Raw genomic sequence first — 16,390 nt, forward strand, 5'->3', positions numbered from 1 at the left:
CATTCGCACATAAAATTGCGAATGGAGCTTTTTGCTGAGAATTAAAAAATTACTTTGTCTCCTGCTCTTCCTGCATATCCAGATACTGGTTGTCCTTGTCGTAGAATTCATACTGGAGGAACGCCAGCTTCTGCGAAGGAATTACATTGAAGCCGAATCCGTATTTAAACTGCCATCTGCGCTTCAGGGAAACGAAGCCCTTGTTGATGAAGGCAGCCACGTAAGGATTCACATACAAAGTGAACTTCTTGACGCCAATCTTGTTGACTAGGCGGTCGATCTTTCTTTCCAACTGGTCGGTGAAGAGGATGCTCGACTTGATTTTGCCCGTGCCGAAGCAGGTAGGGCAGGTCTCCTCTACGTTCACGTCCATCGCTGGGCGCACACGCTGGCGGGTAATCTGCATCAGTCCGAACTTGCTCAATGGCAGGATGTTGTGCTTGGCACGGTCCTTCTGCATGTTCTTGCACATGCGCTCATAGAGCAGCTGTCGGTCTTCGGCAAGATTCATGTCGATGAAATCCACCACGATGATGCCTCCCATATCACGGAGTCGCAACTGTCGGGCCAATTCATCGGCAGCGCCGAGGTTCACGTCGAGAGCATTCGCTTCCTGACCTTTCTCACGAGTGCGGTTGCCGCTGTTCACATCCACCACATGCAGGGCTTCGGTATGCTCAATGATGAGATACGCACCGTGCTTGTAGTTGACAACTCTTCCAAAACCAGCCTTAATCTGCTTGGTGATGCTGAAGTTGTCGAAGATAGGCACCTTTCCGGTGTAGAGCTTGACTATGCCCGCCTTTTCAGGGGCTATTAGAGAAACATAGTCCTTCACCTCGTTCATCACACCTTCGTCGTTGACGAAGATGTTCTCGTAAGATGGGTTAAACAAGTCACGCAAGAGAGCGACGGCTCTTCCGGTCTCCTCGAAGGCGATTTGCGGGCGCTGCTGGGTCTTCTGCACCTTGGCGATAGCATCCTCCCATCGCTTCACCAGGATTTTCAGCTCAGCATCGAGCTCTGCGACACGCTTACCCTCAGCCACAGTGCGGACAATGACACCGCAATTCTTTGGCTTGATGCTGTGAATGAGTTGCTTGAGTCGGGAGCGTTCTTCACCGCTTTTGATTTTCGACGAGACAGAAACTTTGTCACCGAATGGCATGAGTACCAGGTATCGACCTGCGAAAGAGATTTCGCCCGTAAGTCGAGGACCCTTGGTAGAGATTGGTTCTTTAACGATTTGCACCAGCACTTCCTGTCCCACTTTCAGGACATTCTGAATGCTGCCGTCCTTTTCCAATTCAGGCATTTTGCTGGCTTTAGAGAATGGGAAAAGTTTCTTTCTGTCGCTCTGTACTTGTTTTAGATACTTCTGGTAGGAATTGAAATGACTTCCTAGATCAAGATAATGAAGAAAGGCGTCGCGTTCATAACCCACATCCACGAAGCAAGCGTTAAGTCCTGGCATCAGTTTCTTAACCTTTGCAATGTAGATGTTGCCCACAGAGAACGATGCCTCACGGGGTTCGTTCTGGTATTCCACCAGCTGCTTGTCCTCCATGAGTGCGATAGAGATGTCCTTCTGCTGGACGTCAATTACAACTTCGCTTGTCATACTCTTCAATAATCTTTTTACTTAAAGTTCTACTAATTACACTTTACAAAAAGGGGCATGCCAAACCATGTTGATATGACACGCCCCCTCAGTCTGACGAACCGACTGAGAGCAATGTTAGCTTCTAAATCGAAAGCTTACTTGCTCTTATGTCTGTTCTTACGTAATCTCTTTTTACGCTTGTGAGTAGCCATCTTGTGGCCCTTCTTTTTCTTTCCGTTTGGCATGATTTTAAAATTTTAAAAATATTGTTATTATTAAAAATGATATTGCTATCTTTTATTGCAGCGATTACTCAATTACTGAGCGTTCTGCATCTCCTCTACGAAGCTCTTTGCTGGCTTGAAGCTTGGAAGGTCGTGAGCTGGGATAGTGAGGGTTGTGTTCTTGGAGATGTTACGAGCGGTCTTGGCTGCACGGTGCTTGATGTTGAAGCTGCCGAAACCACGCAAGTATACGTTCTCCTTGTTCTGGATGAGGCTCTTCTTCACCTCTTCCATGAACGACTCCACTACCATGCCTACTTCTTTCTTTGGCATACCCGTAGCGATTGCTACTTCGTTAATGATATCTGCTTTGGTCATTTCTTCTTTTATTTACTTTTATACTTTAATTATCTCAAATCGGTGTGCAAAGATACAAGTTTTTTGCGATATAACAAAATAGTTCGGGCTTTTTTTTGAAAAAAAATGCTCTAAGTATTTGCATATTAGGTTTTTATTATGTATTTTTGCACAAAAATAGGGAAATTATGGGTTTTAAGAGATATTTTTTGCTTTTCATAGGAGTGGCTTTCAGCGTGTTGTCGCTGGCTGCCAGCAGGGAGTGGAGCGCACAGAATGTGCCGATTCCGTTCCTCAAAGACTCCACGCAGTATGTTTCCGATCCGGATGGATTGGTGGGGAAGGCGCAGAAGGATTCTGCCAACCTGTACCTGCAGAAGCTGAAACTGGAGTGTGGGGTGCAGAACGTCCTCATCATCGTGGGCAAGGTGGAGAACCAGGATGCCTTCCGCATGGCGCAGGATGTGGGCAACAAGTATGGCATCGGATATAAGAAGAGCCGAAGAGGACTGGTCATCGTCATCGCAGTGGAAGATCATAAGTATTTCATTGCTCCGGGTAGCGGACTGGAAGGCGAGCTGACGGATGTTGACTGCGACGACATTGCCCGTGCCTGCATCGTGAAATACATGCGAGAGGATGATCCGGGCGAGGCTGTGGCATCCGTGAGCCGTGCTATATATAATAAGGTGAAGAGCGGACGTACCGGAATAGAATCGGTAGACGAGGGTACGGTGAATGGAGAAGAAGACTGGGCGCTGGTTATCATCCTCTTCCTTCTCTTCTTCGGAGTTCCGATTTATTACCTCGTCAGATATATCCTGGAGCAGGTGGGTGTGCTGAAGCCAAGACCTAAGGGAAAGGGTAGGAACCAGAATAGAAGAAGAAATGATGACGACGACTGGTTGCCGCCGTTCTTCATGGGTGGAGGCGGCTTCTCCGGAGGTGGAGGAGGCGGCTTCTCTGGCGGTTCCTTCGGCGGCGGTAGCTTCTCGGGCGGCGGATCCGGAGGAAGCTGGTGATAGTTTATAGTTGAAAGTTGATAGTTTACGCAGGTAATCACTAATCAATAATCACTAATCAATAAACACTAATATAATAATGTATAATCAATAAATAAAAAAGAATTATGAAGAAAACAGGATGGATCATCTTAGGCGTCATCGTAGTGTTGGTGCTGTGGGTGTTCAGTGGTTATAATGGAATGGTGAGTGAGCAGGAGGCTGCTACCACCGAGTTGTCTAACATGCAGGCTCAGTATCAGCGCCGTGCCGACATGATGCCTCAGCTGGCTAAGATTGTGAAGGCGTATGCCAAGCATGAGAAGGAGACCTTCGAGGAGGTGACCAAGGCTCGTGCCTCTGTGGGACAGGTAAAACTGGATGTAAACAACCTCACCGAGGCTAGCATGAAGCAGTATGCTGCAGCCCAGGGCGAGTTGGCGAATGCCTTCTCCAAGCTGATGCTGGTGGCAGAAAGATATCCTGAGCTGAAGGCGAGTGAGAACTTCAAGGCCCTTCAGGTTCAGGAGGAAGGCACCGAGAATCGCATCAGCGAGGCACGCCGCAAGTACAACGAGGCTGTACAGTCGTATAATCAGACCGTTAGAAAGATGCCTAACGCCATCATCGCCGGTCTCTTCCATTTCAATGTGATGCCAAAGTTCGAGGCAGCCGCAGGCGCCGAGAAGGCACCGGATTTGGATATCTAGGCCCGGGATGGACCAGTAAGGAATCCAGCCAAAGGGAGATAAACTTCCTTTTGGCTGGATTTTTTTTGTTTTCGCTCCCTTTCAATCTGTTACTATTGCAACATTTTATATATATTTTGTAGTTCAGATGAATCATATTTCAGATTTTCTTTGTATCTTTGCAAAAAATTTGGGAAAGGTGATAGAAATGTCACGAAAAATAATTGAAATTTCAATAAGGTTAATACAAATATGAAACAAACAAAGATTGTCGCTTCCATCAGCGATCGTAGATGCGATCAGGATTTCATCCGCAAACTCTTTTTTGCCGGCATGAACGTGGTTCGTATGAACACCGCACATGCCACAGAGGAAGGTATCCGCAACATTGTCAAGAACGTTAGAGCCGTGTCTCCACACATCGGTATCATGATTGATACCAAGGGACCAGAGGTGCGCACTACCGACGTGAAGGAGCCTATACAGTATCATACTGGTGACGTGGTGAAAATCTTCGGTCGCCCAGAGATGGAGTCTTCTCACGACATCGTGAACCTGAGCTATCCTGATATTGCTGCCGATGTAAAGGTGGGCGATGACATCTTGTTTGATGACGGTGAGCTCGACATGAAGGTCATGGAGGTGCAGGGACCTATGCTCGTGGCTGAGGTGCAGAACGAGGGTATACTCGGTGCGCACAAGAGCGTGAACGTGCCAGGCGAGCACATCGACCTGCCTGCTCTCACGGCAAAGGACCGCCGCAACATCGAACTTGCCATCGAGCTCGACATCGACTTCATCGCTCACTCCTTCGTGCGCAATGCTGCCGATGTAAAGGCCGTGCAGGATATCCTCGACGCCCACAACAGCGATATCAAGATCATCTCAAAGATAGAGAACCAGGAAGGTGTTGACAACATCGACGAGATCATCGACGCCTGCTACGGTATCATGATTGCCCGTGGTGACCTGGGTATCGAGGTGCCAATCGAGAAAATTCCAGGCATCCAACGCCGCATCATCGCCAAGTGCGTGAAGGCCCAGAAGCCAGTAATCGTGGCTACACAGATGCTCCACACCATGATCAAGAACCCTCGTCCTACCCGTGCCGAGGTAACCGATATCGCCAACGCTATCTTCTATCGCACCGATGCCCTGATGCTTTCAGGCGAAACGGCAAGCGGTAAGTATCCTGTAGAGGCAGTGCAGACCATGGCCCGCATTGCCGAGCAGGCAGAGAAGGATAAGTCGCCACTGAACGACATCAACCCAATGGAGGATGGCAAGATAGACCAGAAACTCTTCCTGGCTCACGCAGCCATCGAGGCTACCAAGCAGTTGGGCGTAGCAGGTATCATCACCGACGGTGAGACCGGTCAGACAGCCCGTGACCTTGCCGCCTTCCGTGGTCCGAACCCAGTGCTTGCCATCTGCTACAAGGAGAAGCTTCAGCGCTGGCTGAACCTGAGCTACGGCATCATCCCAATCCATCAGAAAGACTACGTGTCTTCAAAGGATATGTTTACTGCAGCGGTACGCATGCTTCGCCAGAAGGGCTACCTTGACGAAGAGGATAAGATAGCTTACCTGAGTGGTAGTTTCGGAGAAGGCGGCGGCACCACTTTCGTTGAAATCAACAAGGTGAAGAAGATTTTCGATAATAGTTATACCTTTAATTTGCCTTCAAATGGCGTTGAAGACAAGTAAAAAGGCTATTATTTTCTAAAAAATAATACGTTTCAGTAAATATTGGTGCAAAATATTTGCAGCATTCAAAAAAATGCTGTAATTTTGCACCGATATTTTATAAACGAAATTTGTTGATAATGAAAAAATTCATCTATTCAGCGCTTGTCGCTTTAACAATGGTCTTGATGCTCGGCAGTTGCGGTAGCACCAAGAACGTAGCTTATTTTCAAAACGCAGATTCTATCAGTTTGGCGGCTTCTAAGATGCTTTACGAGGCTAAGATCATGCCAAAGGACGAGTTGACTATCACCGTCATTACTACAGACCCTAAGGCTGCCATGCCTTTCAACCTGGCTGTGTCTAATACCATCGGTACCAGTGGACAGCTGAGTTCTTCGCAGGGTTCCCTGCAGGGCTATCTGGTTGACAACAACGGTAACATTGAATTCCCGGTAGTAGGCACCTTGCATGTAGGTGGTTTGACCAAGAAGCAGGCTGAGGATTTGGTGAAGAGTAAGATTGATCCATATTTGTCAGTTTCAGAAAAGCCAATCGTCACCGTGCGCATGGCAAGTTACCATGTTTCAGTAATCGGTGAAGTTACCAAGCCAGGTATCATCTCGGTTCCTCAGGAGAAGATGAGTGTACTTGAGGCTCTGGCTCAGGCTGGCGACCTTACCATCTATGGTAAGCGTGACAACGTGCTGCTCATCCGCCAGGATGCGGAAGGAGAGAAGCATACATACCGTTTGAACCTGAATGATGCAAACATCATTAACTCTCCATTCTACTATCTCCAGCAGAACGATATCATCTATGTGGAGCCTAACAAGGTGAAGGCACAGAACTCTGCCATCGGCTCTTCTACCACATTGTGGTTCTCTGCTGTGGGTACATTGATTTCTATCGCATCATTGATTGTCAACATCTTGCGATAAGAAAAAGATTGAATAGGGAACAAGGTCTGGATTAACGAACGGAATTACAACATAAAAGTTATAAGAAAATGTGTGGCATTGTAGGATATTTAGGTAAGGGTGAGGCTTATCCAGCCCTTATAAAGGGTTTAAAGCGCCTGGAGTATCGCGGATACGACAGCGCTGGTGTAGCTCTTATCAGTGATGATGGCTCTTTGAACGTGTATAAGGCAAAGGGCAAGGTGGCAGATCTGGAAGCGTTCTGCTCGGACAAGGATATTTCAGGACATGTGGGTATTGCTCATACTCGTTGGGCTACTCACGGAGAGCCTTCTGCTGTGAATGCTCATCCTCATTATTCTTCCAGCAAGAACCTCGCCATGATTCATAATGGTATCATCGAGAACTATGCCGATATCAAGAAGAATCTGATTTCCAAGGGTGTGGAGTTCAAGAGCGAAACCGATACTGAGGTGCTCGTTCAGCTCATCGAATACATCCAGGTAAAGAAGGAGCTTGATCTGTTGACTGCCGTTCAGGTGGCTCTTCGCCAGGTGATTGGTGCATACGCCATCGCCATTCTTGATAAGCGTAACCCTAACCAGATTATTGCTGCACGCAAGCAGAGCCCATTGGTAGTAGGTATCGGCGAGAACGGCGAGTTCTATCTCGGTTCGGATGCCAGCCCTATCATCGAATATACCGACAAGGTGGTTTACCTGGAGGATGGCAACATTGCTGTGATGCGCCTCGGCGAGGAATTGCAGGTGGTGAACAGCCAGAACGTGAAACTCAACCCAGAGGTGCAGACCGTGGATATCGACCTCGGTCAGATAGAGAAGGGCGGTTTCCCTCACTTCATGCTGAAGGAAATCTTCGAGCAGCCTGAATGCCTGCGCAACTGTATGCGTGGCCGTGTGGTGAGCCGCACGGTGGAGACCCGCGTGATGACCGACGGCGACGATTCTACCAGCAAGACGGAGACGGAGATGGGCGTAGTGCTCAGTTCTATCACCGACCATCGCCAGCAGCTCCTCAATGCCAAGAGAATCATCATCGTGGCATGTGGTACATCATGGCACGCCGGACTCATTGGCAAGCAGATGATTGAAAACTACTGCCGCATTCCGGTGGAAGTGGAATATGCATCAGAGTTCCGTTACCGCAATCCTGTGGTAACCAAGGACGACGTGGTTATTGCCATCTCCCAGAGTGGTGAAACCGCTGATACCCTGGCAGCCATCAAGCTTGCCAAGGAAAATGGTGCGTTCATCTATGGTATCTGTAATTCCATCGGCTCTTCCATCGCCCGTGAAACAGATACCGGTACCTACATTCACGTAGGTCCGGAAATCGGTGTTGCCTCTACCAAGGCGTTCACCGGTCAGGTTACCGTTCTCATCCTCCTGGCACTCGCCATCGGTAAGGAGAGAGGTACCATCAGCGAAAGCGAATACCAGAAGATTACAGAGCAGCTCTGGAACATTCCTTCAAAGATGAAGGAAGTGTTGAAGCTGAACAATAAGATAGCTGACTTGAGCCGTACGTTTACATACGCTCGCAATTTCATCTATCTGGGCCGCGGATTCCAGTATCCTGTAGCCCTGGAAGGTGCATTGAAGTTGAAGGAAATTAGCTACATCCACGCTGAAGGTTATCCTGCAGCGGAGATGAAGCATGGCCCTATTGCATTGATTGACAGCGATATGCCTGTGGTAGTTATTGCTACTCACAACTTCATGTACGAGAAGGTCTTGTCTAATATCCAGGAGATTAAAGCCCGTCAGGGCCGTGTCATTGCCATTGTGAGCAAGGGCGACGAAACCATCTCTAAGATTGCCGACGAAGTGATTGAACTCCCTGAGACCTTGGAGTGCCTGGAGCCATTATTGGCTACCATTCCTTTGCAGCTCTTGGCTTACCATGTAGCTGTATGCAAGGGCAAGGATGTTGACCAACCTAGAAACTTGGCCAAGTCAGTTACTGTCGAATAAAAGATAAAGGGAATCGTCGTTTCTTGACGTTTCCCTTTTTTTGGAGGGATATCCCTCGCAATAGGTATATTCAAATTTAACTAATTAAGATAAAGGATAATAGTGAGATGGAACCATTGAAACATGAATGTGGCGTAGCAATGATCAGATTGCTCAAGCCACTGGAGTATTACCAGCAGAAGTACGGCACCTGGATGTACGCACTCAACAAGCTCTATCTGATGATGGAGAAGCAGCACAACCGTGGACAGGAGGGTGCTGGTATGGCTTGTGTTAAACTGGGCGGAAAGCCTGGACATGAGTATATGTTTCGTGAACGTGCAGAGGGCAAGAACGCCGTGACCGAGATTTTCGGTAAGGCGAATGCCAACTTCAAGGACTTGACTCCCGAGCAGCTTGCAGATGCTAAGTTTGCCAAAGAGGAACTGCCTTTCGCAGGCGAACTCTACATGGGACACCTGCGCTACAGCACCACCGGAAAGAGTGGCATACAGTATGTGCACCCATTCCTGCGCCGCAACAACTGGAAGGCGAAGAACCTCTGTCTTTGCGGCAACTTCAACATGACCAACGTAGATGAAATCTTCGAGGAACTGACCAAGCAGGGCCAGAGTCCACGCATCTACAGCGACACCTACATCATGCTTGAACTGATGGGCCATCGCCTGGACAGAGAGGTGGAGCGCAACTTCGTGGCTGCAAAGGCGATGGAGATGGAGAACACCGATATCACCAACTACATCGAGGACCACGTGAAGATGAGCAATGTGCTCAAGACCACGATGAAGGACTTCGACGGCGGTTATGTGGTCTGCGGTATTACCGGTTCGGGCGAGATGTTCTCCATGCGCGACCCTTGGGGCATCCGTCCTGCTTTCTACTACAAGAACGATGAAATCGTAGTAGTAGCCAGCGAGCGCCCTGTGCTTCAGACCACCTTCGACCTGGAGGCAGAGGATGTGCAGGAGCTGATGCCGGGCACGGCACTTCTCGTGAAGAAGAACGGCGAGTGCAGCATCGAGCGCATCATGGAGCAGAAGGGCGATTCAGCCTGCTCATTCGAGCGCATCTACTTCAGCCGTGGTTCCGACAAGGATATCTACCAGGAGCGTAAGCAGTTGGGCGAGCAGTTGACCCAGCCTATCCTGAAGGCAGTGGATTACGATGTAGATCACACCGTGTTCAGCTACATCCCGAACACAGCCGAGGTGGCTTACTATGGAATGTTGAGCGGTTTCAAGAAGTATCTCAACGAAAGCAAGATAGAACAGATTGCCAACCTCGACCATATTCCATCTAAGGAAGAATTATACGATATTCTCGGCGATTTCGTCCGTTCGGAGAAGATAGCATGGAAGGATATCAAGCTCCGTACCTTCATCACCGAGGGCAACAGCCGCAACGACCTGGCGAGCCACGTGTATGATGTAACCTACGGAAGCGTCGAGCCGAATGTGGATAATCTCGTTATCATCGACGACAGTATCGTGCGCGGTACAACCCTGAAGGAGAGCATCCTGCGCATCCTCGACCGTCTGCATCCTAAGAAGATTGTAGTCGTATCCAGTGCCCCTCAGATTCGCTATCCGGATTATTACGGCATTGATATGGCAAGACTGGAAGAGTTCTGCGTGTTCCGTGCGGCAATCCAGCTTCTGAAAGAGCGCAAGATGGAGGACCTCATCGAGCAGACCTACGAGGCATGCAAGGCAGAACTTGCCAAGCCGAAGGAGGAGCAGATTAACCCGGTGCGTGCCATCTACAAGCCATTCACCATCGAGGAAATCAACGAGAAGATAGTAGAGATGCTTCGCCCAGAAGGCATGACCACTCCTATCCAGCTCGTGTTCCAGAGCATCGAGGGGCTGCGCGAGGCAATTCCAAACCACAAGGGCGACTGGTATTTCACCGGTCATTATCCAACTCCTGGCGGCACGAAGCTCTGCAACCAGTCGTTTGTGAACTATATCGAAAACGTTTATCATAAATAAGTGAAGAGTGAAGAACGAAGAGTGAAGAATTCATTTGCTCTTATAAGTATGAAATAAAAGAATCAAATGTCAGATATGAAAAAAGTAACCTTAGTTTTGAGCGATGGAACCAAGTTCCATGGCAAATCTTTTGGATATGATGCTCCTGTAGCGGGCGAGGTTGTGTTCAACACAGCCATGATGGGATATCCAGAGAGTTTGACCGACCCTTCTTACGCCGGTCAGTTGATGACACTTACATTCCCTCTCGTGGGCAACTATGGTGTGCCACCATTTACTTTCGAGGAGAACGGTTTGCCAACCTTCATGGAGAGTGACAAGATTTATGCTTCTGCCATCATCGTGAATGATTACAGCGAGCAGTACAGCCACTGGAATGCAGTGGAGAGTCTTGCCGACTGGTTGAAGCGCGAAAAGGTGCCAGGAATCACAGGCATCGATACCCGTGAGTTGACTAAGGTGCTTCGTGAGCATGGTGTGATGATGGGTAAGATTCTCTTTGATGATGAACCAGACAACATCCCTGAGGCTAACTACGAGGGTGTAAACTTCGTTGACCAGGTGAGCTGCAAGGAGATTATCCGTTACAACGAGGGTGCCGGCAAGAAGGTGGTACTCGTTGACTGCGGTGTGAAGGCAAACATCATCCGTTGCCTCATCAACAGAGGCGTAGAGGTGATTCGTGTGCCTTGGAATTACGATTACACCGATATGGATTTCGACGGACTGTTCCTTGCCAATGGTCCTGGCGACCCAGACATGTGTGAGGATGCAGTAAACATTATTCGCAAGCAGATTAGCCAGAGCCGCAAGCCTATCTGCGGTATCTGTATGGGTAACCAGTTGCTTTCCAAGGCAGCCGGTGCTACTATCTACAAGTTGAAGTATGGTCACCGTTCACACAACCAGCCAGTGCGCATGGTAGGAACCAACAATTGCTACATCACCTCTCAGAACCACGGTTATGCCGTTGATGCCAAGACATTGGGCAACGACTGGGAGGAACTCTTTGTAAATATGAATGATGGCTCTAACGAGGGTATCCGCCACAAGGTGAACCCTTGGTTCTCAAGCCAGTTCCACCCAGAGGCTTGCTCAGGCCCTGTGGATACAGAGTTCATGTTTGATAAGTTTGTAGAAACACTTAAATAATTAGGAATAAAGATGAAAGACGAAAATATAAAGAAGGTGCTCCTCTTAGGTTCTGGAGCCTTGAAGATCGGTGAAGCAGGTGAGTTCGACTACTCAGGTTCGCAGGCCCTGAAGGCATTGCGCGAGGAAGGTATCGAGACTGTGCTCATCAACCCGAATATCGCAACCGTACAGACATCAGAAGGTGTTGCCGACCAGATTTACTTCCTGCCAGTGCAGCCTTACTTCGTAGAGCGTGTCATCCAGAAGGAGAAGCCAGACGGTATCCTCCTCAGCTTCGGTGGTCAGACTGCCCTCAACTGTGGTGTGGAACTCTATCGCCAGGGCATCCTGGAGAAATATAATGTCAAGGTATTGGGTACTCCAGTACAGGCTATCATGGATACTGAGGACCGTGAGCTCTTCGTAGAGAAGCTGGATGAAATCAACGTGAAGACCATCAAGAGTGAGGCTTGCGAGAACATCGAGCAGACCCGCAAGGCTGCTGCCGAGCTCGGTTATCCTGTCATCATCCGTGCTGCTTACGCCTTGGGTGGACTCGGTTCTGGTTTCGCAGACAACGAGGAGGAGCTGAACAAGCTCGCTGAGAAGGCCTTCTCATTCTCTCCACAGGTATTGGTAGAGAAGAGTTTGAAGGGTTGGAAAGAGATTGAGTATGAGGTGGTTCGCGACCGTTACGACAACTGTATTACAGTTTGTAACATGGAGAACTTCGACCCACTGGGCATCCATACCGGTGAGAGTATCGTCATCGCTCCATCTCAGACCCTGAGCAATGCTGAGTATCACAAGCTCCGTGCCCTCGCCATCAAGATTATCCGTCACATCGGAATCGTGGGTGAGTGTAACGTGCAGTATGCCTTCGACCCTAAGAGCGAGGACTATCGCGTTATCGAGGTGAATGCCCGTCTGAGCCGTTCATCTGCCTTGGCTTCTAAGGCTACCGGTTATCCTCTTGCCTTCGTTGCAGCCAAGCTCGGTATGGGTTACGGTCTGTTCGAGTTGAAGAACTCTGTTACCAAGACCACATCAGCTTTCTTCGAGCCAGCATTGGACTACGTGGTATGTAAGATTCCTCGTTGGGACTTGTCTAAGTTCCGTGGCGTAGATAAGGAGTTGGGTTCATCTATGAAGTCAGTAGGTGAGGTAATGGCCATCGGCCGCAACTTCGAGGAGGCTATCCAGAAGGGTCTTCGTATGATTGGTCAGGGCATGCACGGCTTCGTAGAGAACAAGGAGCTTGAAATCGACGATATCGATGCAGCTTTGCGCGAGCCAACAGATAAGCGTGTGTTCGTGATTTCAAAGGCAATGCACAAGGGCTATACCGTAGATCAGATTCACGACTTGACCAAGATTGACAAGTGGTTCCTCGAGAAGTTGAAGCACATCATCGACATCGACGAGGCGATGAAGAAGTGCAACATCAATACGCTTGATCAGGATTTGCTCCGTACCGCTAAGGTTTATGGTTTCACCGACTTCCAGGTAGCTCGTGCCGTGGGCTTGGAGCAGGAGTTGGGCAACATGCACAAGGCTGCCCTGCTGGTTCGCAACAAGCGCAAGAGCTATGGCATCCTGCCTGTAGTAAAGCAGATTGATACCTTGGCAGCTGAGTATCCTGCCCAGACCAACTACCTCTATGTAACCTACGCAGGCGTGAAGAGCGACATCACCTTCGAGAACGACCACCGTTCTATCGTTGTACTCGGTTCGGGTGCTTACCGCATCGGTTCTTCCGTAGAGTTCGACTGGTGTGGCGTTCAGGCATTGAACACCATCCGCAAGGAAGGCTGGCGCTCAGTGATGATCAACTACAACCCAGAGACCGTATCTACCGACTACGATATGTGCGACCGTCTCTATTTCGACGAGTTGACCTTCGAGCGTGTGATGGATATCATCGAGATGGAGCAGCCTCATGGCGTCATCGTATCTACCGGTGGTCAGATTCCAAACAACCTGGCTATGCACCTGGATGCACAGAACGTGCCAATTCTGGGTACTGCTGCCAAGGACATCGATAACGCTGAGGACCGTGCCAAGTTCTCTCAGATGTTGACCAACAACGGCATCAACCAGCCAGAGTGGAGCGCCCTGACCTCTATGGAGGACATCGACAACTTCATCGAGCGTGTAGGTTTCCCAGTATTGGTTCGTCCTAGCTACGTGCTTTCTGGTGCTGCGATGAACGTATGTTCTAACGAGGAAGAGCTGAAGCGATTCCTGCAGTTGGCAGCCAACGTAAGTGAGGATCACCCAGTGGTAGTTAGTAAGTTTATCGAACATGCCAAGGAGATTGAGATGGATGCAGTGGCAAAGAATGGCGAGGTGATTGCCTATGCGATTTCCGAGCACATCGAGTTTGCCGGTGTTCACTCAGGCGATGCAACCATCCAGTTCCCTCCTCAGAAGTTGTATGTTGAGACAGTTCGCCGTGTGAAGCGAGTTGGTCGTCAGATTGCCAAGGAGTTGCACATCAACGGTCCGTTCAACATCCAGTTCATGGCTCGTGACAATGATATTCTCGTTATCGAGTGTAACTTGCGTGCCAGCCGTTCGTTCCCATTCGTGAGCAAGGTATTGAAGATCAACCTCATCGAGTTGGCTACCCGCGTGATGCTCGGTTTGCCAGTAGAGAAGCCACACAAGAACCTCTTCGATCTCGACTATGTAGGTATCAAGGCATCCCAGTTCAGCTTCAACCGTTTGCAGAAGGCAGACCCAGTATTGGGTGTGGATATGAGCAGTACCGGTGAGGTAGGTTGCTTGGGCGACGATACATCTACCGCCCTCTTGAAGAGTATGCTTTCTGTGGGTCATCGCATTCCAGCCAAGAACATCCTGCTTTCTACAGGTTCTGCCAAACAGAAGGTAGATTTGCTCGATGCTGCCCAGATGCTGGTTAAGCATGGTTACAAGCTGTATGCAACCGGTGGTAGTAGCAAGTTCCTCACCGAGAACGGCATTGAGAACACACGTGTGCTCTGGCCATCAGAGGAGGCAGAAGGCGGTGCACCAAAGGCTTTGGAGATGCTCCACAACCACGAGATTGATATGGTAGTGAATATTCCGAAGAACTTGACCAGCAGCGAGTTGAGCAATGGTTACAAGATTCGTCGTGCTGCCATCGACCTGAACGTGCCATTGATTACCAACAGCCGTCTGGCGAGTGCATTTATTTATGCATTCTGCACAACCAAGCTGGAGGATATCGACATCAAGGCTTGGGGAGAGTATAAATAATGTTTAGTGATTATTTATTAGTGATTAAGAATTGATAGTTAATAGTTAAGAATTGACAGTTGAGTCATTCTTGATGATTCCCAATAGAAAAATCCCTGCTGTAGGAAAGGCTTCCTACGGCAGGGATTTTTTATTTGAACAAAAAAGCTGTGAAAACTTTGGTTGTTTCAAAAATAAAGCCGTAACTTTGCACGTATAAGCTGGTTAAATTTCATAGCATGATGAAACAGCAAGTAAAACAAGTACCATACGGGGTATCTGATTTCGCCACGGTGATGAGTCAGAATCTATATTATGTCGATAAGACAATGTTTTTGCCAGAGCTGGAGAAGCAGCCTCGCAATCTCTTCTTCGTCCGTCCTCGTCGTTTTGGAAAAAGCCTGTTTCTCAGTATGCTCTACTCTTACTATGACTGTAATCAGAAGGAGAGTTTCGAAAAACTCTTCGGTAATTTGTGGATAGGTAAGCATCCTACATCCCTGCAAGGAATTTACCAGGTACTGTTCTTGGATTTTTCTCAGATTACAGGTAAGATAGAAGTTTTGGAGGAAAGATTCAATGCCTATCTCTGTATCAAGTTGGATAGTTTTGTAGAGCAGTATGCCGCATATTATGGTGATAAGAAGGGTCAGGAAATCAAGGCGAAGACACAGTATGCTGATAAGATGCAGATAATCTTTGATGCAGCCAAGGCAAATCATTTTCAGCTTTATCTTATCATCGATGAGTATGATAATTTTACTAATGTAGTGCTCAATGAGCATGGTGAGAAAGTGTATCATGCCATTACTCATGCTGATGGTTTCCCTAATAATAATGTTCGCAAGCAGTATTACGGATATTTGGAAGAAGAGTATCAGGCAAAGTCGTATGTGGATACCAACAGATTGACGGATTACTATTATGATATGGCTTATGATGGTGTATGGGAAGAAGGACTGCGTTTCATGGCTGAAGCCTACGCTAAGGTTTCTTCTGTGCGTGACGGAATAGAATCGGAGCGAAACCTGCAAGGTTTCTTTATGGCATACTTGAACCTCAACGATTATTACATCACGGCTCCCGAATTGGAGTTGAATCATGGCTATTGTGATTTTTTCTTGTTGCCTGATCATACCCATTATGCCAGTCAGCACAGTTATATCCTCGAACTCAAGGTCCTCTCCAGAAAGGAGTTTGATGAAGAGTTGAAGGATGTCTTCAAGGAAGATGGTAGCCCTATGAAGAAGTCGGAGAAGCAATGGTTGGATGCCGTGGAACAGATTAGGCGATATGCCGATGCTCCAAGGGTTGAGGCTCTTCGCCAGGGTACAACGCTTCATAAGATTATCATGCAGTTCAAGGGCTGGGAGTTGGCAAGGATAGAGGAAATAGAGTAAAAGATAGGGATTATAACTCTATCTTTTATCGTAAAACATGCCTTTATAACTCTATCTTTTATCACGAAACATGCCTTTATAACTCTATCTTTTAGCAAAGTTAACATAAAATAATTGCATATCTCGTTAATTATCAGTATTTTTGCAG

The 16,390-nt window shown here is 48.2% G+C and carries 11 protein-coding genes; 9 read left to right on the top strand and 2 right to left on the bottom strand.

The annotated features are described in order from the left end of the window. Positions 1 to 49: 49 nt before the first annotated feature. A complete protein-coding gene (locus KUA49_RS07025) occupies positions 50 to 1,621 on the bottom strand; it encodes an Rne/Rng family ribonuclease (RefSeq protein ID WP_203049704.1) in 1,572 nt (523 codons plus the stop codon). 299 nt (positions 1,622 to 1,920) lie between these two features. Further along, positions 1,921 to 2,205, bottom strand: coding sequence for an HU family DNA-binding protein (locus KUA49_RS07030; RefSeq protein ID WP_203039826.1), 285 nt, complete (start codon positions 2,203 to 2,205; stop codon positions 1,921 to 1,923). Positions 2,206 to 2,393: 188 nt separating this feature from the next. On the opposite strand from KUA49_RS07030, the gene KUA49_RS07035 reads away from it, so the two are divergent. The 9 genes from KUA49_RS07035 (at position 2,394) to KUA49_RS07075 (ending at position 16,242) form a co-directional block, all read left to right on the top strand. After that, positions 2,394 to 3,206: a TPM domain-containing protein gene (locus KUA49_RS07035; RefSeq protein WP_318331682.1), complete on the top strand. Its 813-nt coding sequence runs from the start codon at positions 2,394 to 2,396 to the stop codon at positions 3,204 to 3,206. A 107-nt stretch (positions 3,207 to 3,313) separates the two neighbouring features. Then, positions 3,314 to 3,895 carry a LemA family protein gene (locus tag KUA49_RS07040; protein ID WP_203039822.1) on the top strand — a complete coding sequence of 194 codons (582 nt, stop codon included), beginning with the start codon at positions 3,314 to 3,316 and terminating at the stop codon, positions 3,893 to 3,895. A gap of 231 nt (positions 3,896 to 4,126) precedes the next feature. Continuing rightward, entirely contained in the window at positions 4,127 to 5,581 is a 1,455-nt protein-coding gene (gene pyk / locus KUA49_RS07045) for a pyruvate kinase (RefSeq protein ID WP_218413364.1), read from the top strand. Between the two features lie 119 nt (positions 5,582 to 5,700). Beyond that, positions 5,701 to 6,501: a polysaccharide biosynthesis/export family protein gene (locus KUA49_RS07050; protein ID WP_218413363.1), complete on the top strand. Its 801-nt coding sequence runs from the start codon at positions 5,701 to 5,703 to the stop codon at positions 6,499 to 6,501. A 68-nt stretch (positions 6,502 to 6,569) separates the two neighbouring features. Then, on the top strand, positions 6,570 to 8,474 hold the full coding sequence (glmS, locus tag KUA49_RS07055) for a glutamine--fructose-6-phosphate transaminase (isomerizing) (RefSeq protein ID WP_218413362.1): 1,905 nt from the start codon (positions 6,570 to 6,572) through the stop codon (positions 8,472 to 8,474). Between the two features lie 107 nt (positions 8,475 to 8,581). After that, the gene (locus tag KUA49_RS07060) at positions 8,582 to 10,465 is read left to right on the top strand and encodes an amidophosphoribosyltransferase (RefSeq protein WP_203049692.1); all 1,884 of its coding nucleotides are present in this window, start codon (positions 8,582 to 8,584) and stop codon (positions 10,463 to 10,465) included. A 75-nt stretch (positions 10,466 to 10,540) separates the two neighbouring features. Beyond that, positions 10,541 to 11,617 carry a glutamine-hydrolyzing carbamoyl-phosphate synthase small subunit gene (gene carA, locus KUA49_RS07065; RefSeq protein WP_040553026.1) on the top strand — a complete coding sequence of 359 codons (1,077 nt, stop codon included), beginning with the start codon at positions 10,541 to 10,543 and terminating at the stop codon, positions 11,615 to 11,617. A 12-nt stretch (positions 11,618 to 11,629) separates the two neighbouring features. After that, a complete protein-coding gene (gene carB / locus KUA49_RS07070) occupies positions 11,630 to 14,863 on the top strand; it encodes a carbamoyl-phosphate synthase (glutamine-hydrolyzing) large subunit (RefSeq protein WP_218413361.1) in 3,234 nt (1,077 codons plus the stop codon). Between the two features lie 218 nt (positions 14,864 to 15,081). Continuing rightward, entirely contained in the window at positions 15,082 to 16,242 is a 1,161-nt protein-coding gene (locus KUA49_RS07075) for an AAA family ATPase (protein WP_412178600.1), read from the top strand. The last annotated feature ends 148 nt before the right edge of the window (positions 16,243 to 16,390 follow it).

It is taken from the genome of Segatella copri, assembly GCF_019249655.2.
Classification (GTDB): Bacteria; Bacteroidota; Bacteroidia; order Bacteroidales; family Bacteroidaceae; genus Prevotella.